At 64.5% G+C, this 19,555-nt stretch carries 20 protein-coding genes; 13 read left to right on the top strand and 7 right to left on the bottom strand.

Annotated elements, in window-relative coordinates; all coding sequences use genetic code 11:
* Positions 1-238: 238 nt before the first annotated feature.
* The 3 genes from IB265_RS10060 to IB265_RS10050 all read right to left on the bottom strand — a co-directional run bounded on the left by IB265_RS10060 (position 239) and on the right by IB265_RS10050 (position 3,295).
* Positions 239-1,825: an acetolactate synthase large subunit gene (locus IB265_RS10060; protein WP_057253737.1), complete on the bottom strand. Its 1,587-nt coding sequence runs from the start codon at positions 1,823-1,825 to the stop codon at positions 239-241.
* A gap of 96 nt (positions 1,826-1,921) precedes the next feature.
* Positions 1,922-2,554, bottom strand: coding sequence for a LysE family translocator (locus IB265_RS10055; protein WP_057253739.1), 633 nt, complete (start codon positions 2,552-2,554; stop codon positions 1,922-1,924).
* A 117-nt stretch (positions 2,555-2,671) separates the two neighbouring features.
* Complete coding sequence (locus IB265_RS10050; protein ID WP_057253740.1) at positions 2,672-3,295, bottom strand: FMN-binding negative transcriptional regulator; 624 nt, start codon at positions 3,293-3,295, stop codon at positions 2,672-2,674.
* An 87-nt stretch (positions 3,296-3,382) separates the two neighbouring features.
* On the opposite strand from IB265_RS10050, the gene IB265_RS10045 reads away from it, so the two are divergent.
* The 4 genes from IB265_RS10045 to IB265_RS10030 all read left to right on the top strand — a co-directional run bounded on the left by IB265_RS10045 (position 3,383) and on the right by IB265_RS10030 (position 7,473).
* The gene (locus tag IB265_RS10045) at positions 3,383-4,867 is read left to right on the top strand and encodes a PLP-dependent aminotransferase family protein (RefSeq protein ID WP_309140283.1); all 1,485 of its coding nucleotides are present in this window, start codon (positions 3,383-3,385) and stop codon (positions 4,865-4,867) included.
* A gap of 170 nt (positions 4,868-5,037) precedes the next feature.
* Entirely contained in the window at positions 5,038-5,721 is a 684-nt protein-coding gene (locus IB265_RS10040) for a redoxin domain-containing protein (RefSeq protein WP_057253744.1), read from the top strand.
* 292 nt (positions 5,722-6,013) lie between these two features.
* Positions 6,014-6,418: a hypothetical protein gene (locus tag IB265_RS10035; protein ID WP_210334445.1), complete on the top strand. Its 405-nt coding sequence runs from the start codon at positions 6,014-6,016 to the stop codon at positions 6,416-6,418.
* 71 nt (positions 6,419-6,489) lie between these two features.
* Entirely contained in the window at positions 6,490-7,473 is a 984-nt protein-coding gene (locus tag IB265_RS10030; RefSeq protein WP_057253746.1) for a threo-3-hydroxy-L-aspartate ammonia-lyase, read from the top strand.
* A gap of 30 nt (positions 7,474-7,503) precedes the next feature.
* On the opposite strand, the gene IB265_RS10025 is transcribed toward IB265_RS10030, so the two are convergent.
* Positions 7,504-8,439, bottom strand: a complete 936-nt coding sequence (locus IB265_RS10025; RefSeq protein ID WP_192494768.1) for an IS110 family transposase — start codon at positions 8,437-8,439, stop codon at positions 7,504-7,506.
* Between the two features lie 329 nt (positions 8,440-8,768).
* Here IB265_RS10025 and IB265_RS10020 point away from each other — a divergent pair, with 329 nt between their 5' ends.
* The 8 genes from IB265_RS10020 to IB265_RS09985 all read left to right on the top strand — a co-directional run bounded on the left by IB265_RS10020 (position 8,769) and on the right by IB265_RS09985 (position 15,212).
* Positions 8,769-9,239: a c-type cytochrome gene (locus tag IB265_RS10020; RefSeq protein WP_375293056.1), complete on the top strand. Its 471-nt coding sequence runs from the start codon at positions 8,769-8,771 to the stop codon at positions 9,237-9,239.
* A gap of 518 nt (positions 9,240-9,757) precedes the next feature.
* Entirely contained in the window at positions 9,758-10,420 is a 663-nt protein-coding gene (locus IB265_RS10015; RefSeq protein WP_057253750.1) for a peroxiredoxin, read from the top strand.
* A 379-nt stretch (positions 10,421-10,799) separates the two neighbouring features.
* Positions 10,800-11,849 (top strand): MBL fold metallo-hydrolase, encoded by a 1,050-nt coding sequence (locus tag IB265_RS10010; protein WP_057253752.1) that lies wholly within the window; start codon positions 10,800-10,802, stop codon positions 11,847-11,849.
* Between the two features lie 54 nt (positions 11,850-11,903).
* Entirely contained in the window at positions 11,904-12,119 is a 216-nt protein-coding gene (locus IB265_RS10005) for a hypothetical protein (protein WP_057253754.1), read from the top strand.
* Between the two features lie 137 nt (positions 12,120-12,256).
* A complete protein-coding gene (locus tag IB265_RS10000) occupies positions 12,257-12,787 on the top strand; it encodes a metal-dependent hydrolase (protein ID WP_057253755.1) in 531 nt (176 codons plus the stop codon).
* A gap of 380 nt (positions 12,788-13,167) precedes the next feature.
* Complete coding sequence (locus tag IB265_RS09995; RefSeq protein WP_057253758.1) at positions 13,168-14,082, top strand: glycine betaine ABC transporter substrate-binding protein; 915 nt, start codon at positions 13,168-13,170, stop codon at positions 14,080-14,082.
* Positions 14,079-14,786 carry a L,D-transpeptidase gene (locus tag IB265_RS09990; RefSeq protein ID WP_057253759.1) on the top strand — a complete coding sequence of 236 codons (708 nt, stop codon included), beginning with the start codon at positions 14,079-14,081 and terminating at the stop codon, positions 14,784-14,786. Before IB265_RS09995 ends, IB265_RS09990 begins: the two co-directional genes overlap by 4 nt.
* A gap of 123 nt (positions 14,787-14,909) precedes the next feature.
* On the top strand, positions 14,910-15,212 hold the full coding sequence (locus IB265_RS09985) for a hypothetical protein (protein WP_244495711.1): 303 nt from the start codon (positions 14,910-14,912) through the stop codon (positions 15,210-15,212).
* A gap of 39 nt (positions 15,213-15,251) precedes the next feature.
* On the opposite strand, the gene IB265_RS36665 is transcribed toward IB265_RS09985, so the two are convergent.
* Complete coding sequence (locus tag IB265_RS36665) at positions 15,252-15,512, bottom strand: hypothetical protein (protein WP_246805900.1); 261 nt, start codon at positions 15,510-15,512, stop codon at positions 15,252-15,254.
* Positions 15,458-16,762 carry an arylsulfatase gene (locus tag IB265_RS09980; RefSeq protein ID WP_246805899.1) on the bottom strand — a complete coding sequence of 435 codons (1,305 nt, stop codon included), beginning with the start codon at positions 16,760-16,762 and terminating at the stop codon, positions 15,458-15,460. The genes IB265_RS36665 and IB265_RS09980 overlap by 55 nt, the downstream gene beginning before the upstream one ends.
* A gap of 712 nt (positions 16,763-17,474) precedes the next feature.
* Between IB265_RS09980 and IB265_RS09975 the strand changes: the two genes are divergently transcribed.
* Positions 17,475-18,692: an RDD family protein gene (locus IB265_RS09975; RefSeq protein ID WP_057253763.1), complete on the top strand. Its 1,218-nt coding sequence runs from the start codon at positions 17,475-17,477 to the stop codon at positions 18,690-18,692.
* Positions 18,693-18,862: 170 nt separating this feature from the next.
* Here IB265_RS09975 and IB265_RS09970 read toward each other — a convergent pair whose 3' ends face one another.
* Positions 18,863-19,459: a bifunctional 2-polyprenyl-6-hydroxyphenol methylase/3-demethylubiquinol 3-O-methyltransferase UbiG gene (locus IB265_RS09970; RefSeq protein WP_057254407.1), complete on the bottom strand. Its 597-nt coding sequence runs from the start codon at positions 19,457-19,459 to the stop codon at positions 18,863-18,865.
* Between the last annotated feature and the right edge of the window lie 96 nt (positions 19,460-19,555).

The following is a 19,555-nucleotide window of genomic DNA, read 5'->3' as shown; positions in this document are numbered from 1 at the left end:
TGAAGGGGGCCCAAAACTGAAATGCGACTCGGACAGATGAGCGCGAACCTAGGGCGCCGCTAATATAAGCGAGAAGTTTCCGGGCGCAAGTTTGCGGTCGAATTTTTGTGAAATGCCTATTTAAATCAATTGTTTATCCTGTGATTTCCGCGCCCGGAGGCCGGTAAATCCCATCGGTCAGGAGCATCATCTCTACGACGCGCCGGTGCTCGACGCAGTGCAAAAACGGCAGGGAATTTCACACAAGGCGAGCCTCGATCAGAAAGGGTCCACGCCGCGACAGCGCGGCATCGAAGAGCGCGGCGAAGGCTTCGCAGGAGGTCGCGACGGCCGCCTCGACGCCGAAGCCGCGGGCGAGCGAAACCCAGTCGAGCGCGGGGTTGTCGAGGTTCAGCATGCGGCGCGCGTTCGTCCCGATCTCTTCGACGCCGACATTGCGCATTTCGGCATGCAAGATGGCGTAGGTACGGTTGGAAAAGATGACGGTGACGATGTCGAGGTTTTCGCGCGCCTGCGTCCACAGGCCCTGAATATTGTACATGGCGCAGCCATCGGCCTGCAGGCAGATCACCTTGCGGTCGGGACAGGCGATCGCGGCACCGGTGGAAAGCGGGATGCCTTCGCCGATCGCGCCGCCGGTCTGCATGAGGAAGTCGTGCGGCGCAGAGAAGGCCGAAAGTGCGAAGTAACGCCGGGCCGAAGTGGCCGCCTCGTCGCAGACGATCGCATTTTCGGGCACCTTATGGGCGACGATGACGGCGATTGCGTCTTCCGTCAGCGCGCCCGAAGGTTCGCCTTCGTCTGTGGGGACGCTCGGTGTCGGCAGAGGGTGGGACGGGCTGATGCCGAGTTCGTCGCGCAGCGCTTCGAGCGTTCCCTTCAGGTCTTCACCATGGCGGGCAAGCGTGACCACCGCGCAGCCTTCCGGCACCAGTCGGCCGGGCTTTCCGGGATAGGCGAAGAAAGCCACCGGCTCCGGTCCGCCGACGAGGATCAGAACCTTGACGTCGCGGAGCGTTTCGAGCGCCATGTCGATCGGGTAGGGGATGCGCCGCGGCGCCACCCGCCCGCGGCCGCGCTGGGTGTGGGCGACAAGCACTTCGTTGAAAAGCTGGACGTTGCAGGCTGCCGCGATCCGCCCGGCGATGGCGAGGCTCTCGGCCCTTGCGGCGGCGCCGCTTAAGACCATGGCGACCCCTTCCGGGTTTGCTCGGACGAGGCGGGCCACCTCGCGGACCGTCTCCGCACTTGCCGGCCGCGGGGCTTCGACAAGCACCTTTTGCGCAGGCGCGTCGGTGGAAAGCGCGCCCCAGGACGCGTCTGCCGGCAGGATCATGGTGGCAACGCCCGGTGGCGTCAACGACGCGCGATAGGCGGCCGCCGCCGTCGGCCTCACGTCGGAGGGATCTTGCACCCGCCGCACCCAGTTCGACATCGGGCGGGCCAGGCCCTCGATATCGCTGGTCAGCGGGGCATCGAGCGCAAGATGGTAGGAGGCATGGTCGCCGACGACGTTGATGACAGGCGTGCGGGCGCGCCGCGCATTGTGCAGGTTGGCAAGGCTGTTGGCGAGGCCGGGACCGGTGTGGAGCAGGGTCGACGCCGGGCGACCCGTCATGCGCGCATAGCCATCGGCCGCACCGGTGACGACGCCTTCGGAGAGGCCGAGAATACAGCGCATCTCCGGCTTGCGATCAAGGGCGGCGACGAAGTGCATTTCCGACGTGCCGGGATTGGCAAAACAGACATTCACATCGTTTGCCAGAAGTGTATCGACGAGGATGTCCGCACCTGTGGTGCGAATAGGTTGGCCGCCTTCTCCCATGCGCGTGTCCCCCGATGGCGTTCACGCATGATAGCTGCAAGTGATGCGGGTGCAAGGTAGGCTTGCGGCGGCGCTCGATGCGCCGCCCAAGTGGGGTTACGTCCGCTGCCAGGCGAGATGGGCGCCGAGCCCGATCAGCACCGTGCCGCCGGCGCGCTGCAGCAGGCGCTGTGCCCGGGTGGAGCGGCGCATCTTGACGACGACGGCATCGGCGAGAAACACGCAGACGAGATCGGCGGAGGAGAACATCAGGTTGACGACGGTGCCGAGCAGCAGAAACTGCACCCACACCGGGAAGGCGGCGGAGGCATCGGTGAACTGCGGCAGGAAGGCGACGAAGAAGATCGCGGTCTTCGGGTTCAGAACCTCGACGGTGATGCTTTCGAAGAAGGCGCGGCGGGCCGATTTCGCCTCGACCGCGGGCAGGTGGCCATCGCCGCTCGCCTTGGCACGCATCAGCGTGAAGCCCAGCCAGACGAGATAGGCGGCACCGGCTAGCTTCACCGCGAGATAGAGCGTCGGCACCGCATGGAACAGGATCGAGAGACCGGCGGCGGCCGCAAGGACATGCACGTAACCACCGAGATGGATGCCGAGCGAGGCCATCAGCCCGGCAAAGCGGCCGCGCGCCATCGTCTGCGCAGCGGCGTAGAGCATCGCCGGTCCCGGAATATAGGCGAAGATCGCCGTGGTGACGAAGAAGGTGAGGAGAATGTCGAGCGACGGCATGGGATACCTCGTCTGCTGATGCGCGGAGTCGTTCTAAGGTCTTGCGCGGGAAAGTTGACGGAAAATCGGAACGTCTCATCCATCGGGTGAGATGCTAGACGAGGCGCCCGTTGAGCGTCAGACCGGTATCTCCCCGGAGACGAGGCGATCCTCGGGCCGCGCGCTGGCTGCGAGCCCTGCGGCCACGCCCTGACGATCTTCAATGCTGCGGTTCTGACTGAACTTGCGCTTGCCGTCGAGGCGGTCGATCGGCAGCCGCAGACCGATGATGCCGCGAAGCTGGGCCTTGACGAAGGCGGGTGGCGCGTCGCTCACCTGCCAGGGTTCGGCACGCGCCGCCTCGTGACGATTGGTCAGGCGGGTGACGACATCGAGAAGCCGGTCCTCGTCGGTAAAGAACTCGACCTCGCCATAGGCATGCACGGCCGAATAGTTCCAGGTCGGCACGACCTTTCCGTGCTCGCGCTTGGAGGCGTACCAGGAGGGGGTGACATAGGCGTCCGGCCCCATGAAGGTCGCCATGGCCGCGCCGATCGGCGCGGTCGTCCCTTGCGGGTTGGCGCGGGCGAGGTGGCCGTAGAGCGTGCCATGGGGGCCTTCGTCGCGATCAAGCAGCAGCGGCAGCGGCGTGGCCAGCAGGCCATCGGCCGTGGCGGTGACGAAAGTGGAAAGCGATGCGGCCTCGATGATCGCGTGCAGCACGCTCAGTGTTTCCTTCTTGAAGGCTGCGGGTGTGTACATGATCTCGCTCCTTGTGCTTGCCACTTCATAGAGGCAAACTGGACCAGAACGAATATCCAGTTTCCGTATAAATGAGTGGGCCAGTTGGTGACGGAGAGCAACGAGGCGAGGGGCGGGACCACCCGGCGTATCTACGAAGCGCTGAAGGCGCAGATCCTCGGCGGCACCTATGGTCCTGAGGATCGGCTGCCATCGACGCGGGCGCTGGCGGCCGAGCTCGGCGTCTCGCGCACCACCGTGACTGCGGCCTATGAGCAGCTTCTTTCCGAGGGGTTTCTGGAGAGCCGGCAGGGCGCGCCTTCAAGGGTGGCGCTGCTGCATGCGCATGAGGGTGTCAAGCCACGCCCCGCAGGGACGACTTTCCGGCCTGCGCCGAGACCGGCAGCCCCTGTTCGCCTGTCGCGCTTTGGAGCGGCCCTTGGCGACGGGCCGACCTGGGTGCCGCCGCAGTCCGGTGGGTTGATCGCCGATTTTCGCTACGGCGACCTGTCGGCCGCCGATTTCCCGGCGGAAGCCTGGCGCCGGTCGGTCAACGCCGCACTTCGGCGGCGCCAGCCGCGGCTCGCCTATGACGACCCCGGCGGCTCGGCGGAGCTGCGGGCAGCCCTTCAGGCCTATCTCTGGCGGGCACGCGGGCTCAGATGTGCGCCGGACCAGATCATCATCGTCAACGGTTCGCAGCAGGGACTGGATCTTGCCGCCCGCGTGCTCGTCGACCCCGGCGACCGCGTTGCGATCGAGGATCCCGGCTACGTCATGGCGCGCCGGGTGTTTGCGGCCGCCGGTGCTGAGGTGGTTCCGATTGCCGTCGACGGGGAGGGGCTGCGGACCGAGGCGCTCGCGGGGCTTGACGCCGTCAGGCTCGCCTATGTCACGCCCTCGCATCAGTTTCCGCTCGGCGGCGTGCTATCGGCCCGGCGCCGGCAGGAGCTTCTCGCCTGGTCGCAACGCAGCGGCGCCTACGTGATCGAAGACGATTACGATGGCGAGTATCGCTACGATATCCGCCCGATCCCGCCGCTGCAGACGATGCGCCATGCGGAGAACGTCCTCTATCTCGGCACGATCTCGAAGAGCCTGTCGCCGATGCTCCGGCTCGGTTATCTCGTCGTGCCGCCGCCGCTTCGCGCCGTCTTCGCCGCCGCCAAGCAGCTCGTCGACCGGCATTCGCCCAGCCTCGAGCAGGAAGCGCTGGCGACGATGATTGCAAGCGGGGCCTATGAACGCCACATCCGCAGGAGCCGGCGCAGCAATGGCCGCCGCCGCGAGGCGCTGCTCGCGGCGCTCAAGGCGGAACTCGGCGACGAGGTGACGATATCGGGCGCCGATGCCGGATTGCACGTCGTCGTCTGGTTCGAGCGGCTGGACCGGACGCAGGAAGGCGAACTGATCGCGCGGGCGCGGGCAGCGGGCATCGGCCTTTATCCGATCTCGCCCCTCTACGGCGCCGATGAAGCCGGTCACCGGCCGGACCGCGCCGGCATCGTCATGGGCTACGCAAGCCTCGAAGTGCCGCAGATCGGTCAGGGTGTCGCGGCGCTCGCGAAGCTGCTGGGTGATTGGCTCGATTAGCACCGGCGGCACAAAACGCCATGCAGATCACCATTCGGCGTGGGCCGTGCGTCCACCTGTGATAGGGTGGGGCTATCTTCCGCCATGGCCCGGCCTCGGGGCGGGCGGCAATGGGAGCGAAAATCACGGGCAGGGACGGAGCGGCGCAGGGGCGTCGACTGGGGGAGCAGATGGCAGACCGGAGAGTGCAGCCGTTGCAGCCGGGACAACCCGCACCCGCCTTCGAGCTTGCAAGCGCCAATCGGGACGATCCGGTTTCGCTTGCGAGCCTTCGCGGCCGGCCGTTTCTGATTGGCCTGTTCCGCGGCCTGCACTGCCCGTTCTGCCGGCGCCAGATGCGGCAGTTTTCCTCCGTCGAGCCGGCATTGCGCGCCGTCGGCGTGGAAACGCTGGCGGTGGTCAATACTCCTGTCGAACGGGCGCGCCTCTATTTCCGCTTCCAGCCGACGCCGGTCACGGTCCTTGCGGATCCGGACTGCCAGACGCACAGGGATTTCGGCGCGCCACAGGCCGCGCTGCTTCCGCCCGAAAGTACGGAGACGCCGCAATGGCCCCATCGCACGCGGCCTGCCGATTTCGCCGCAGCGCGCATCAACCCGACAGGCGAGCTCGCCGAACCGATGCATCCGATGCAGGCCAATAAGCTGCTCAATGCACGCGAAGGCTTCGAGCCGGACGAGACCGATCTGCGCATCTTTGCCGAACACGGCACGCAACTGGTCGGCCACTTCCTGGTCGATGCAGCCGGCATCATCAGCTGGAGCGAGATCGAGGCGCGCTTCGGCCCCGACGAACTGGGCGTGTTCCCGAGCGCCGCGGAGATCATGACGGCCGTCAAGAGGGTCGCAACCTAGTACGGGCAACCGGCTTGCAAGCCGGGGCCTGCAAACAGGGTGCAGGCCAAGGTCGCAACCGGCCGCGCGTTACGGTTAGCTGCTTGCGCCCTGGCCGGGTCTGCTCACAGTGGCCAACTCTTCAGTGTGGCGGTGTGGCCTTCATGAGATCTCTTCGCATACATCCCCAGCTTCACGACATGTTCGGTGAATAGCAGCCGCCGGCCTATCTGCTGGCGATCCTCCTGTTCGGTGTCGGTGTTGCGGCCACCTTTGCCCTGTCGGCGGGCCAGATGCTGGCAGGCCTTGCCTGGTGGCGGGCGGCACTGGCGCTTGTCCTCGTCCTCGATATCGCCGCCGGCTGCATCGCCAACTTCACGCCCTCGACTTCTACGCGGCGCGGCCGCGCAATCGCTGGATCTTCATCGCGATCCACTTCCATGTGGTCATCGTCGCGCTGCTCGTCGGCACCGGGCTCGGTGCTGCGGTCGCCGTCTGGGCCTATACGATCGCTGCGGCCGCGGTCGTCAATCTGCTTGCGGGACGCGCCGCACAGACCTTTGTCGGCGGGCTGCTGCTGGCGGTCGGCCTCACTGGCTTGCCGCTGTTGCCGGGCTTGACGCCGGCGATGGCGGCGGTGTCGGCCCTGTTCATGCTGAAGGTGCTTTTCAGCTTCGCGGTCGATCACTACCGCACCGTCGTTTCCAGCAGTGGGTAGCCGCGCTGGCATCCTTGCCTTGCAGGACCGCATTCAATAGCCTCGGAAGTGGCAAGCTCAGGGAGAGGCTCATGGCAGTTTCAGCGGCAGAGGCGGCATTGCGCCTTCCAACTTTCGACGACGTGCAGGCGGCACGGGACCGCATCGCCGGCATGGCGCATCGAACGCCGGTGCTGACCTCGCGTACAGCCGATGCCGCCACCGGCGCGCGGCTTTTCTTCAAGGCGGAAAATTTCCAGCGCGCCGGCGCCTTCAAATTCCGCGGTGCCTACAATGCGATCGCCGCCTTGCAGGAAGGCGGCCAGAAGCGCGGCGTCGTCGCCTTCTCCTCCGGCAATCATGCGCAGGCGATCGCCTATGCCGCACGGCTGCAGGGTGTTGCCGCGACGATCGTGATGCCGAAGGATGCGCCCGAAATGAAGGTGGCGGCGACCCGCGGCTATGGCGCCGATGTCGTGTTCTATGACCGCTACACCGAGGACCGGTCGGCGATCAGCGCGAAGCTGGCGGCCGAGCGCGATGCCGTCCTCATCCCGCCCTTCGACCATCCTGATGTGATCGCCGGGCAGGGCACGGCGGTGCTGGAACTGATCGAGGAGGTGGGCGAACTCGACCTGATCGTCACGCCGCTCGGCGGCGGGGGCCTGCTCGCCGGCACGGCACTCAGCGCCCAGGAGCGTTCGCCGGGCGCGGTCGTCGTCGGCGTCGAGCCGGAGGCTGGCAATGACGGCCAGCAGTCGCTCAGGAAGGGCGAGATCGTCCATATCCCGGTGCCGAAATCGATCGCCGACGGGGCGCTCACCAATCATATCGGCGAACACAATTTCCCGATCCTCAAGCGCGGTGTCCGCGAGATCGTCACGGTGAGCGACGCCCAACTCGTGGAGACCATGCGCTTCTTCGCCGAGCGCATGAAGATGATCGTGGAGCCGACCGGATGCCTGGCGGCGGCCGCCGTGCTGCAGGGCGTGCTTCCCTGCGCCGGGCAAAGAGTGGGCATCGTGATCAGTGGCGGCAATGTCGATCTCGCGACGTTCTGTGCGCTGCTGCAGTAGAGAGCGGCGGTCCCAGAGTATCCGTGTTGGTCAAGTACGGGTTGGTTCCCATATGCGGCCATCCCTGAGCAATGCGTTTGCGATGATGATGAGCTTTCGCATGACGGCGGTAATGGCGAGTTTTGAGGCTTTTCCGGCGGCCTTGAGCCGGTCGTATTTGGCCTTGAGGTCGGGATTGAAGCGGATGGCGACGAGCGCGGGCATGTAGAGTGCTCGTCGGACATTGGCCCGGCCGCCGCGGATGAAGGCGCGGCCGATCCACTGTCCGGACTGGCGAGCGACCGGAGCGAGGCCGGCGAGGGAAGCGACCTGGGCCTGGTCGAGTGTACCGAGTTCGGGCATGTCGATGAGAAGCGCGAAGGCGGTGATTGCTGACACGCCCGGGATCGAGACGAGAATGTCGAAGCGTCGTGCGAGGTCGGGATCGACCTTGATGAGCGCCATGATCTCGTTTTCGAGGGCCGCGATCTGGCGCTCGATCTGCCTGAGCTGTTCGGCGTTGTGGCGCTTGAGGATCGGCAAGGTCAGGTTTTTCGCCCTGTTCCTGGCCGCCGTTCGGTTCTTCACCAATGCCTCGCGGGCCATGCGCAGGTCCTTGAGATCGTTGAGGGTCGGGCCTCGCGCCGGCCGCGCCTGAAGTTCGAGCAACGCCCCCATGCGGGCGAGCATCGCAGCATCCAACCGGTCGGTCTTGGCGAGCCTGCCGGTGGCCTCGGCAAATCGCCGCGCCTGACGCGGATTGACCTTGACCCGCGCGAAGCCCGCCTCTGCCAGCCTGTGCTCAAGGTCCCGATGATAGGGGCCTGTCGGCTCGCAGACGATACGCAGCCCAGGCCGCTCCAACCAGCCGATCAATGTCCTATGGCCACGGCTGTCGTTGGCGAAGCGCCGGCTCACACCGTCGCTCAGCCTGTGGACGTCGAGATGGTCTTTCGAGATGTCGACCCCGATGCTATCGTTCATCATCTTTCGCTTGTCCTGTGCTTGTCATCCGGAGCCGAACTCCGGGTATCCGTTCAGGCCTCAAGGGAAAGACGAGGGCGATCCGACTCTAGCTCGACCCATCAAAAGGTCCGCAATTCCAACGATCCGACCCTCGCCGCTGCGGGAGGGCGGCGACCCTCCCGCAGCGGTTCCGTTCTGACCTGTTCGGCAGCCAATGTCATAAGACAAGCAATTCCAGGGAAAGTTTGCAGCGGTTTTCCTTCCGGAATTGCGAAATTCCAAACCAGAACAACACGAAAGCGTGAATTGGGGGGGTGAATTTTTTGCGTGTATTTTGGTTGGGTTTCGTCATGCCGCTCAACCGCAATCTAGAGGGTTTGCTCATGAGAACGCTCATTCTTGCCATCGCCGCACTCGCGCTTACGGGCTCCAGCGCCTTCGCTGATCCAATTGCAGATCGCAAGGCTATCATGAAGGAGCGCGGTAGACTGGTCGGCACCGTCGCTCCCATGGTCAAGGGAGAAAAGCCGTTTGACGCTGCCGTTGCCATGACCGCCCTCAAGGGCCTTAGCGAGAACGCAGAAAAATTCGACGTGGACGTCTTGTTTCCCGCCGGCAGCGAAACCGGAGACACGGCCGCCTTGCCGGCAATTTGGCAAGATATGACCGCGTTCAAGGCGGCTGCCGAGAAATTCCGGGTGGATGCGGCCGCTGCCGTCGCTGCCAATCCGCAGGATCTCGAAGCATTTAAGACGCAGTTCAACGCGGTAACCACGAATTGCGGCAGCTGTCACGAGAAATTCCGAATGAAGAAAGAGTAGCAGCGACAGGCATACGAGCCTGCTCAAGTCGCCCGTCGGATGCGAACCTTCCGGCATTGGCGGATGAAACCGGCGAGCGATGTCCGCATTGTCGAATAGCCAAGGATAAGATCAATGGCGCTTGGCGCGTCTGCACACGCGTGCAGCGGCGAGGCTGACGTTGCGACAACATTTCGACGCGTGGCTGGCTTGCCGCGGCGACCGACGATCGATGATGCAAGCCTCGATCCGGCCGGTTGCAATGGCTGCGTCTTTCCGGTTGCCTTAAGCGGCAAAAGTGGCACACTGGGCATCGCGCCTTGGCGCCGGGCTTCCCGGTGTGCTCCAAGGCTGCCGTAATGATTTGATTTTCTAAAGGAATTTTTCCTCCGGACGGTTGTCGCCGGAGCGTAAACAATGGACGAAAGCAGAGGATTGCAGCGGCCGTTGGGCGCCTTGCCGGACGCGGCGCTGTCAAGAAAATAGAGTGCTCCCATCGCGCCCGGCGGGCGCGGCGCACACACACATTGGAGGGTATCGTGACGCTTGCAATCAATGACCTCGCACCGGACTTCGAGGTCGGAACGACCGATGGCACCATCCGGTTTCACGACTGGATCGGCGACTCCTGGGCGGTCCTGTTCTCGCACCCCAAGGACTACACGCCCGTCTGCACCACCGAGCTCGGCTACATGGCGCGCATCAAGCCGGAATTCGACCGGCGCGGCGTCAAGATCATCGGCCTCTCCGTCGATCCGCTCGACCGGCATGCCGGCTGGGCCGCCGACATCGAGGAAACGCAGGGCCATGCGCCGAACTTCCCGATGATCGCCGACGTCGACTACACCGTCTCGAAGCTCTACGGCATGCTGCCGGCGCCTGTTTCCGGCGACCCGACCAAGCGCACGCCAGCCGACAACCAGACGGTGCGCAACGTCTTCGTCATCGGTCCGGACAAGAAGATCAAACTCGTCCTCATCTATCCGATGACCACCGGCCGCAACTTCGACGAGGTGCTGCGCGTCATCGACTCGCTGCAGCTGACCGCCAAGCACAAGGTGGCGACGCCAGTGAACTGGAAGCAGGGCGACGACGTCATCATCGCCGGTTCGGTCAGCGACGAGGACGCCCGCAAGGTCTATCCGGAAGGCTGGAAGGCTCCGAAGCCCTATATCCGCATCGTGCCGCAGCCGAAGGGCTGAGGCGTCGCATCGGCAAAGGGTGAGGGAAGTGCCCCTCATCCGCGCAGTGAGGGAATTGCCCCTCATCCGCGCGGTGAGGGAAATGCCCCTCATCCGCCTGCCGGCACCTTCTCCCCGCAGGCGGGGAGAAGGAGACATGCGGTACCCGCTCGGCTCTTCGCCTCCTCCAACGTTTGGAGGTTGCGGCTGGCGCGGTCGTGGGTGCAAGCTTAGCTCCCCCCGCACGGGGAGAGGGCAAACTCGGGCGTCCGGCAACGTCCCTTCGCCCCGCTTGCGGGGAGAAGGTGCCGGCAGGCGGATGAGGGGCGCATCCCCTCACCGTGCGGATGAGGGGCGGGCCGCCGTCTGTTGCATGACGCCTCGATGCAAGGAGCCGCCGATGATCTTCCGTCAATTGTTCGACAGCGTGTCCGGCACCTACACCTACCTGATCGCCAGCCGCCAGGGCGGCGAGGCGCTGATCATCGATCCGGTGCTGGAAAAGGTCGAGCGCTACCTGCAGCTCGTCCGCGAACTCGACCTCCGGCTGGTCAAGGCCGTGGACACCCATCTCCATGCCGATCACATCACCGGCCTCGGGGCGCTGCGCGACCAGACCCATTGCATCACCGTGATGGGTGAGCAGACGGCGGCCGACGTCGTTTCCATGCGGGTTGCGGAGGGCGACCGGGTGTCGATCGAGGGTCTAAGCCTCGACGTGCTCTATACGCCCGGCCATACCGACGATTCCTATTCCTTCCTGATGGGCGGTGACATGGGGCGGCGGGTCTTTACCGGCGACACGCTCTTGATCCGCGGCACCGGGCGCACGGATTTCCAGAACGGCGACCCGCGCCAGCAATATGACTCGATCTTCAACAAGCTCCTGAAGCTGCCGGACGAGACGCTCGTCTACCCGGCGCACGACTACAAGGGCGACACGGTTTCGACCATCGGCGAAGAGAAGCACTTCAATCCACGTCTCAGGGTGAAATCCGTCGACGAATATGTCGACCTGATGAACAACCTCAAGCTGCCGAACCCGAAGATGATGGATGTGGCGGTGCCGGCCAACGTCCATATCGGCCTGCACCAGGACGAGATCGCGCGGCGTGGCTGGGCGCTTTCGGCCAAGGAGGCGCTGGCGCTCTGCGGCCGGGCGAAGATCGCGCTGGTCGATCTCCGGGAGAAGGCCGAGCGGGAAAAGCACGGGGTCATTCCCGGCTCGCTGCACGCGCCCTATCCGGATCTCGAGCAGAACATCGCGACCGGCGGCGTGCTGCATGAACTGGCGGAGGCGACCGGCAAACGCATCGTCTTCTACTGCGCCTATGGCGAGCGTTCGGCGATGGCTGTCGAGGCGGCACAGCAAGCCGGCATCGCGAGCGCCTGCCATATCGAGGGCGGCATCGCCGCCTGGAAGAAGGCGGATGGGCCCGTGACGCATTGACGCCGGGCGCGGGCGCGCCATCTCATAGGTGCGTTCAAAGAGCAGGGGCCGGCCATGCACAAGTTTTCCGTCAGCGTTGTCAGAGAGTTCGAGGCCGATAGCGCCGAGGAAGCAGCACTTCTGATGTACCAGTATCTGACGCGCGAGCCGGCGCCGCTCACCTACGCCGTCACCGATGCGGCGAAGAAAGCCACCAGCCTGACGCTCGACCGGGAAAAGGCCGACGAATTCGCCAGCATCGATCACAGTGCTGATCCGGGCAACTGGTAGCACCCGCTGGCAGCGGCGGCTGTGGGCAACAGCCACGAATCCGACATTTTCGGTTGCAAATCCTCAAGCATTCACGTCTCGACTGCGGGTGTGAAAGACGCGGTTCCGCGGGATTGCGCTTCAGGAGGAAACCTGCCTTGTTCATTGCCCATCTGCCGGCAGGCTATCTGCTGAGCCGCCCCTTTGCGCGTCGCAATCCCTCGCAGGCCCGCGCCATCTTCGGCATCGGGCTGCTCTGTTCCGTTCTGCCGGATTTCGATCTCGCCTATTTCTACCTGATCGACCAGCGCCGCACGCCGCATCACGACTACTGGGTGCATACGCCGGTCTTCTGGCTGGTGCTGGCGGCGGCGATCGCGCTTCTCCTCATCGCCACCGGGCGACGCAATCAGCTCGTCCTCGTCAGTGTCGGGCTCATCAGCGTGCTCCTGCATCTGGTGATGGATTCGATCGCGGCAGATATCCGCTGGCTCTTTCCCTTCGCCGATCTCCGGGTGAACCTGGTGCATGTGCAGGCAGTCTATAAGCCCTGGTATCTGAACTTCCTGCTGCACTGGACCTTTGCGCTTGAGCTGGCGATTTGGTTGGTTGCAGGCCAGTTCGCCCTGCGCGATTTCAGGGCGCGGCGCGCCATCGGGAAAGAGGCTGCCCGTGCGGCAGAGCCGTAGGCTCCACGAACTCCGGCATGCAATGCTTGCGGTCTCGCGCGGTGCTGCGGCGTGAACGCCGATGAAGAGGCCCTCCCCATGCAACGTGCGGTGTAGCCGGATCGTTGACGAAGGCCGTCGTTCTATGCATCCTGCCGGCCAAGAAACGAAGATGCCGGCAGACGGCACAGGGAACACTGCAGCGCCGCGGTCTTACCGGACCCGCAAAGGTCGCTGTATCACTTTGATAGCATTCGCATAGCCGTGGCGCGCGCCTCGTGTTGCCCCGGAACTTGGACGCATTCCTGATACGCATTCACGACGTCATTCGCATCGATTAATCGAGGCCGGAGGGGACTGTGAAGGGAAAGTCGAGGTATCTGCCAGCGGCGCTGGCTGTCATGCTTGCCGCATCCGTGACCGTGCCGGCCACTGCCGCCGACCTGGTGATCGCCATGCCGAACTGGCCGTCGGGCCAGGCGACGGCCAATATCCTGAAGGTCGGCATCGCCAAGAAGTTCGGCCTCGATGCCGAGGTCAAGGAGCTCGGCACGCTCAATGCCTTCGTCGGCTTCGAGACGGGCACGGTCGATATCCAGCCCGAAGTCTGGCGGCCGAATTTCGAGGATGTCGTGCGCAAATACGTGACCGACAAGGGTGTCGGTCAGCTGACGGAACGCAGCGTGCCGGCCTGGCAGGGGCTTTGCGCCACGCCGGAAGCCGCCGCGACGATCAAGACGGTCGCCGATCTCAGCGACCCCGAGAAAACCAAGATCCTCGACACTGACGGCGACGGCAAGGGCGAGATGTGGATCGGTGCTGCGACCTGGCTTTCGACCGGTATCGAACGGGCGCGGGCGGCGGGCTACGGCTATGGCGAAACCCTGACGCTGTTCGAGGCGGAAGAGGAAGTGGCGATGGCGGCGGTGGACGCGGCGGTCGCGACCGGGCGGCCGATGGTGTTTTACTGCTACGCGCCGCACCATGTGTTCGAGCTGCACCAGATTGCCAGGCTCGAAGAGCCGCCGCACGATGCCGCCAAGTGGAAGATCGTGCCGCCGAGCGACCCGCTCTGGGTGTCGAAATCCAGCGCCTCGACCGCCTGGGAGGCGGCGCATTTCCAGATCGCCTATGCCACCGCCTTCGGCAAGAAGCACCCTGACATTGCGAAGTTCCTGGAGAAGGTGGATTTCTCGCCGGAGGAAGTGACGAAGATGAGCTACGCGCTGGAGGTCGAGCGGCAGGCGCCGGCCGACTATGCGAAGAAATGGGCCGAGGACAACGCAGCGCGCATCGACGGGTGGGCCAAGCCATGACCGCGACATCCGACCATAACCGTCCTGTCAGCAAGGATCAGCCGGCATGGACGCGGCGCAAGCTCGGTGCTGCCGTTCTTGCCGCTGCGCTCTGCCTCGGTCCGCTGGCCGCACTGGCACAGACGCAGATCTATGATGCCCGCACCAAGAAGTGGGTGAATTACGACAAGAAGAAAGCGCGGCAATACTTCGCCCGCAACAACCAGCTGCCGGAAGCCTTCCGCCGCCAGGTGGTGCCGTTCCGCACGGCGGAGCAACCCGGCACCATCATCATCGACGGCAACCAGCATTTCCTCTACCTGGTGCAGCCGGGCGGCCAGGCGATCCGCTACGGCATCGGCGTCGGCCGCGAGGGCTTCGGCTGGGCCGGAATCGTGCGCGTCGGACGCACGGCGGAATGGCCGACCTGGACACCGCCGGCCGAGATGGTGGCCCGCGACCCGAACGCCGCCAAATGGGCGGCCGGCATGCCCGGCGGGCCGGACAATCCGCTCGGCGCCCGCGCGCTTTATCTCTACGAGGGCGACCAGGACACGATCTACCGCATCCACGGCACGGTCGAGCCCTGGACGATCGGGCTCGACGTTTCGTCCGGCTGCATCCGCATGAACAATGACGACGTCACCGACCTGCATTCCCGCATCGAGATCGGCGCCAAGGTGATCGTGCTGATGCAGGGGGCAGCACTCTACAAGGGGGTATGACGTCGCTCGAACAGGGGTGGCGAGTGCTTTTAATTGGCCGCAGGGTCAGGCGTGGCCAATCCGTCCCGCAGGACCCAGTGACAGGCAAATACTCAAAGGGGAGAACAGATAGTGAGCGAGGGGATGTTGCGTTCGAAGGGGTTTGTTCCCGTGGCTTTGGCGCTGGCCATAATCGGTGGCTGCCAGTCAGCGCCCAAACCTGAGGATATGGCGCGCACGAGCCTGCAGACGGCGCCGGCCGACCTGCAGCTGATCTGCGCCAACGCGGTCGCGGGCACGGCGAAGCTCGAAAGCACCAAGGTGCTACCGACGAGCTCCCGGGCGCTCGACGCGACAAGCTACAGCGTCGATCTCGACGCAGGCGGCCGCAAATACAACTGCGTCGTCGATAGTACCGGCAGCGTGAAATCCGTGACGCCGGTTTAGGCGGGCAAGCGCCCGCGCTTGCGCGACCTTCGCTGATAATCAATCTCCAAGGCTGAACAGCGTCGCAGGGTCGGCGACGACCGGCGGTGCATAGAAGGTCAGCCGCGCGGCATCCATGAGAAGAAGCGGCTGGACCATTTCGCCGGCGAGCCTGGTGATCCAGTCCTGAAGTTCGCGCAGCTTGTCGCCGTTCTCTGCCGAGAGATCCTTCGTCTCGGACGGGTCGGCGGCGATGTCGAAAAGCTCTAGCCTGGAGGGCAGGGCTGCCTTCCAGACGAGCTTCCAATTGTCCTTGCGCACAGCACCAGCGGATCGACATTGTAGACGAGCTCCCCGCGCGGCGAAGGTTTGCCTTCACTCAAGGCCGGCCAGAGGTTCATGCCGTCGAGCGGCTTGTTCTTGCCGAGCGGCGCACCGGCGATGGCTGCGAGCGTCGGGTACATGTCGACGACATGGACCATGCCGCCGACCTTGCCCGGCTTGATCCTTCCCGGCCAGTTGGCAAGCGCTGCGACGCGGGTGCCGCCTTCGTAGAGCGTGCCCTTGCCGTCGCGGTAGGGGCCGTTGTTCGCCGGCAATCCGCCGCTGACCTTGTTGTCGCCGGCAAAGAGCGAGCTTGTCACGCCGCCATTGTCGCTGTGAAAGACAATCAGCGTGTTGTCGCGCATGCCGCGTTTTTCGAGCGCTGCCACCAGTTTGCCGATGCCATCGTCAAGCACGGAAATCATCGCCGCGTAGGCGCGGCGGTTTTCATCCGCGATGTGCTTGTAGCGGTCGAGATAATCCTCAGGCGCCTGGAACGGCGTGTGCGGCGCGGTAAAGGCGAGGTAGAGGAACAGGGGAGCGGCGGCATCATGCCCTTCCACGACCCGCGCCGCCTCATCGCCGAAGAGCGTGTTGTCGAAACCGCTTTCCTCGAGCGGCTTGTTGTCCCGGTACCAGTCCTTCACCCCGTGGGAGGAATGCTTGAAGTGATCGATTTCGCCGACCAGCGCACCGTAGAACGTATCGAAGCCGCGCTGCTTCGGCCAGTATTCCACCTTGGCGTGGCCGAGATGCCACTTGCCGACAAGCGCGGTTTTATAGCCGGCATCCTTCATCACCTGAGGCAGCAGATATTCGTCGAGCGCCAGCCCGTAGGAGCCGGGCGAGGGGATGACCCCGGTCTGCAGTCCGTAGCGCAAGGGGTAGCGGCCGGTGAGGAAGGCGGCGCGCGTCGGCGTGCACATGGGCTGGGTGTAGAATTCGTCGACGGTCACGCCGGTTTCGGCGAGCTTGTCGAGATTGGGCGTCCTGATGTCGGAGCCATGGAAGCCGACATCGGCCCAGCCGAGATCGTCGGCGATGATGTAGACGATGTTCGGCGGTGTCGTGCCATTGGCGAGGGCCGGGTTTGGGGAGAAGGCGGCAAGGCCAGCCGGCATGCCGGCGGCAACGGCAAACGCCGCGCCGCTCATGAGCGCCTCGCGCCGCGTCAAGCCGCTTTTGTCCTTGTCGGCGACAGCCGTTTCGCCGCCCGCGCGGGCGTTGTTCGCTTGCAGTTCAGACATGCGCACCCCCTGGAAAATAGACCCGCCGGCCGGTGGATCTTTTTATTCGATATTACTAATGTCTACATCTTCCGGTAGCGCCGTCAATCGGTTTGCCGCGACGCCGGCGCTGGGCTTTTTCCTCAGAGCCGTTCGTCGACGAAGGCGACTGAAGGCCGCCACGGGCAGGACTGGCGTCACCTCCAAGCGGGCCGGCGCGTCCCGGGCGGTTGAAGGAAATCAAGTCGTTCGGCATTCCGATCGAGAGCCGAATCTTCAAGTTGTGCCGGGTCTCGATGTTGAAGTCGTATTGTGCGGTGCCGAAATAAATTTGCTGCAGAGCAATAATAATGCCGAGTAATATCGATTGAACGTCAGTATAGCCCGGTATTCTTCTTCCAAACCGTGGAAATATGTGCTCTCATAGGTTTAGTTGGAAGGAGGAAATGCCATGCTCTCGTTCTTCGAGCATTTTGCACTTTTCGACGCCTTGATCGTTGCAGCGATCTGCACGCTTTTGATCCTGAGTTACTTTAGCAGCGAGGCCTGAGGCGAAGCGGATCGGATACCGGGTTCGGCCGATGCGCGGTGCCGGCTGCTGCCGCTTCGGCGCGCCAGAGCTGTTGTTGTGGCGACGGCGCGGCGACAACTCCTGGAATGTTCATTTTGATTTCCGCAACTTTACCGCTGCGATGGCTTTTGCTACTCGTGCCGCAAGGCAAGGGGCAACAGCATGGCAGCTTGGTACTACTCAGCAGGACCAGAACAACATGGGCCTGTCGGTGACGACGAGGTTCGTACCCTCATTCGAGACGGCAAGATTGCGGACGAGACCGTCGTCTGGCGGGAAGGGGCGGAAGAACGGCGGGTGGCCGCAAGCCATCCCGAACTTGCCGAGGTCTTCGCAACGCTGCCGGAGCAACCGGGCGCGCTGGAACCTGTCGCCGAACCGGTCGCGGTCCTGCCAAGGCCGGCCGTCAGCTACCGGCCCTGGCCGCGGTTTTGGGCGCGCTTCATCGACAATTTCCTGTTTATCCCGCTGCTTGGCGCGGGCATCGGTCTGTGGGCTGTCTTCTACGCGCCGAGCACCTACCTGCGAATGGTTTCCATGCCCAGCGTGCTGCTGGGCTTGATGTTGTTGCCCCTCGTCGCGGTGGTGCTTGCCATCAGCATGGCCGTCACGGGGACCACGCCCGGCAAGGCAATCGTCGGTGTGCGAGTTCCCGTGCCGCCCGGTCGCGACCGCTTCGCGTTCTTCCTGGTCAGGGAGTTCATGGTCTGGGTGGCGGGCCTGGGGTTCGGCATTCCCTTCGTTTCCCTGTTCACGCAAATCCGGCAGCACCGGCGCGTTGCCCTGGGGCAGCCCGCGAGCTACGACGATGGCAATCCGGCAGTTCTTGCCGATCCCTCAGAGGTTCGTTTCGGGGTCGCGCTCGCCGTTTCGGCCGCTCTGTTTGTCGGCACCTCCGTGCTCGGGATGGAGGATCGGCAGATGGAGAGGAACCTCCGCACAACCCAATCCTGGTCCAATCCGGTGACGCAGAGGGCGGCAACTATCGGAGCGTCCTGGCAGCCCGAGGAACTCGAAGTCGAGGATGGTCGCGCCTTCTATTTCTTTTCCGCCGAACTTCTGTCGGAGGCGGTGTTCGGTCACGAACAGCTCCCGTCCGAAGGCGTCGAAACCGCCGTTTATGCGGAGGCGCTTGCGTTCGCCTTGGCCTCGGATATCAAGATCACCTCTGCGTGGCAGCCAGTCACGGTCCTCGACATGACAGCCTTGCAGGCAACGGGGAAGGCTTTGGGTGTCGAGGATACGCGTGTTGAAGTGACGGTGGCCGTCAGCGGACGCGACGCGTGGAGAACGTTGGTCTACACCCGCGGAAGTTCTGGGGAGCAGCAGGCGGAGGCGAAGCGGTTTGTCGACGCCATGTTCGCAACGGCGCCGAAGTAGGCGTCGCTTGCATCGGTGGGGGATCGAATGCCTGTCGGGCAGAAGTGTGCAGCGGTTTTGCGGCGACGACGTTCATGAAAACAAGAGCTTAAAGCCTGGCGTGTGACACCTTTTCATGCGACAGGCCTTGGGGACACGCAGGTTGGCGAGACTCGGGCGCTGAGCGGGCGTCAGGCCGATCGGATTGCCGCGACATGCAGCCAGCGGGTCGGCTCGCCGTCGTAGCCGCCGCCATCGGCCTCGCTGATCTCGATGTTCGACCAGCGGCTGTGCTGGAGGCAAGTGCGAAGCCATTCTGCCGAAGGATAGTTGTAGTAGCGCCCCAGGCGGTCGTACCCCTCCGCCTCGCCGGCCTTGAAGCTCGCGTGGAGAACACCGCCCGGCCTCAGCGACCGATGAACGCGCTCGAGGACGTCGGCGAGCTCGGCGCGCGGCACGTGCAGGAGCGACGCTTCGGCCCAGATCCCATGGAAGCGGTCGTGCCAGTCGATCTCCTGAAACTTCATCACCTTGACCTTGCGACCGATGCGCTTTTCCGCCTCGCGGGCCAGTTCCGCCGAGCCGTCGCAGGCGGTGACGTCGAGAGCGGCTTCGAGCATGACGAGGCTGTCGTCCCCGCCGCCGCAACCAAGGTCGAGGACGGCGGCGCCCGGCGGCAACGCGCGCATGAAGGCGGCGAGCCGCGCCGTCGGCGGCTTGCGGTCGCGTGCGGCATAGGTGGCGGCGTTGTCGCGGTAAAAGGCGAGGGTGTCGTCGGGTTCGGCCATGCGTTCGTCTTGGCTGCGGTCCATGAGAGAGCGAGCGTAGCGGATGGTAGTCGCCTGCCACTGTCAAGGCCTGCGCGGCGCAGGCCGCTCGACGAC

The organism is Ensifer sp. ENS10 (genome assembly GCF_014852025.1).
Classification (GTDB): Bacteria; Pseudomonadota; Alphaproteobacteria; order Rhizobiales; family Rhizobiaceae; genus Ensifer.
Note: the sequence above shows the minus strand (reverse complement) of the source record. Positions and strands in the feature narration are given on the sequence as shown.

Excerpts from the sequence above, each read along its gene's own strand:
- IB265_RS09975 (WP_057253763.1), top strand. The coding sequence starts at position 17,475 with ATGGCAGCTTGGTACTACTCAGCAGGACCAGAACAACATGGGCCTGTC.
- IB265_RS10020 (WP_375293056.1), top strand. The coding sequence starts at position 8,769 with ATGCCGCTCAACCGCAATCTAGAGGGTTTGCTCATGAGAACGCTCATT.
- IB265_RS10005 (WP_057253754.1), top strand. The coding sequence starts at position 11,904 with ATGCACAAGTTTTCCGTCAGCGTTGTCAGAGAGTTCGAGGCCGATAGC.
- IB265_RS09970 (WP_057254407.1), bottom strand. The coding sequence starts at position 19,459 with ATGGCCGAACCCGACGACACCCTCGCCTTTTACCGCGACAACGCCGCC.
- IB265_RS10030 (WP_057253746.1), top strand. The coding sequence starts at position 6,490 with ATGGCAGTTTCAGCGGCAGAGGCGGCATTGCGCCTTCCAACTTTCGAC.
- IB265_RS09985 (WP_244495711.1), top strand. The coding sequence starts at position 14,910 with ATGTTGCGTTCGAAGGGGTTTGTTCCCGTGGCTTTGGCGCTGGCCATA.
- IB265_RS10025 (WP_192494768.1), bottom strand. The coding sequence starts at position 8,439 with ATGATGAACGATAGCATCGGGGTCGACATCTCGAAAGACCATCTCGAC.
- IB265_RS10050 (WP_057253740.1), bottom strand. The coding sequence starts at position 3,295 with ATGTACACACCCGCAGCCTTCAAGAAGGAAACACTGAGCGTGCTGCAC.
- IB265_RS09995 (WP_057253758.1), top strand. The coding sequence starts at position 13,168 with ATGCTTGCCGCATCCGTGACCGTGCCGGCCACTGCCGCCGACCTGGTG.
- IB265_RS09990 (WP_057253759.1), top strand. The coding sequence starts at position 14,079 with ATGACCGCGACATCCGACCATAACCGTCCTGTCAGCAAGGATCAGCCG.
- IB265_RS10055 (WP_057253739.1), bottom strand. The coding sequence starts at position 2,554 with ATGCCGTCGCTCGACATTCTCCTCACCTTCTTCGTCACCACGGCGATC.
- IB265_RS10040 (WP_057253744.1), top strand. The coding sequence starts at position 5,038 with ATGGCAGACCGGAGAGTGCAGCCGTTGCAGCCGGGACAACCCGCACCC.
- IB265_RS10010 (WP_057253752.1), top strand. The coding sequence starts at position 10,800 with ATGATCTTCCGTCAATTGTTCGACAGCGTGTCCGGCACCTACACCTAC.
- IB265_RS09980 (WP_246805899.1), bottom strand. The coding sequence starts at position 16,762 with ATGTCTGAACTGCAAGCGAACAACGCCCGCGCGGGCGGCGAAACGGCT.
- IB265_RS10060 (WP_057253737.1), bottom strand. The coding sequence starts at position 1,825 with ATGGGAGAAGGCGGCCAACCTATTCGCACCACAGGTGCGGACATCCTC.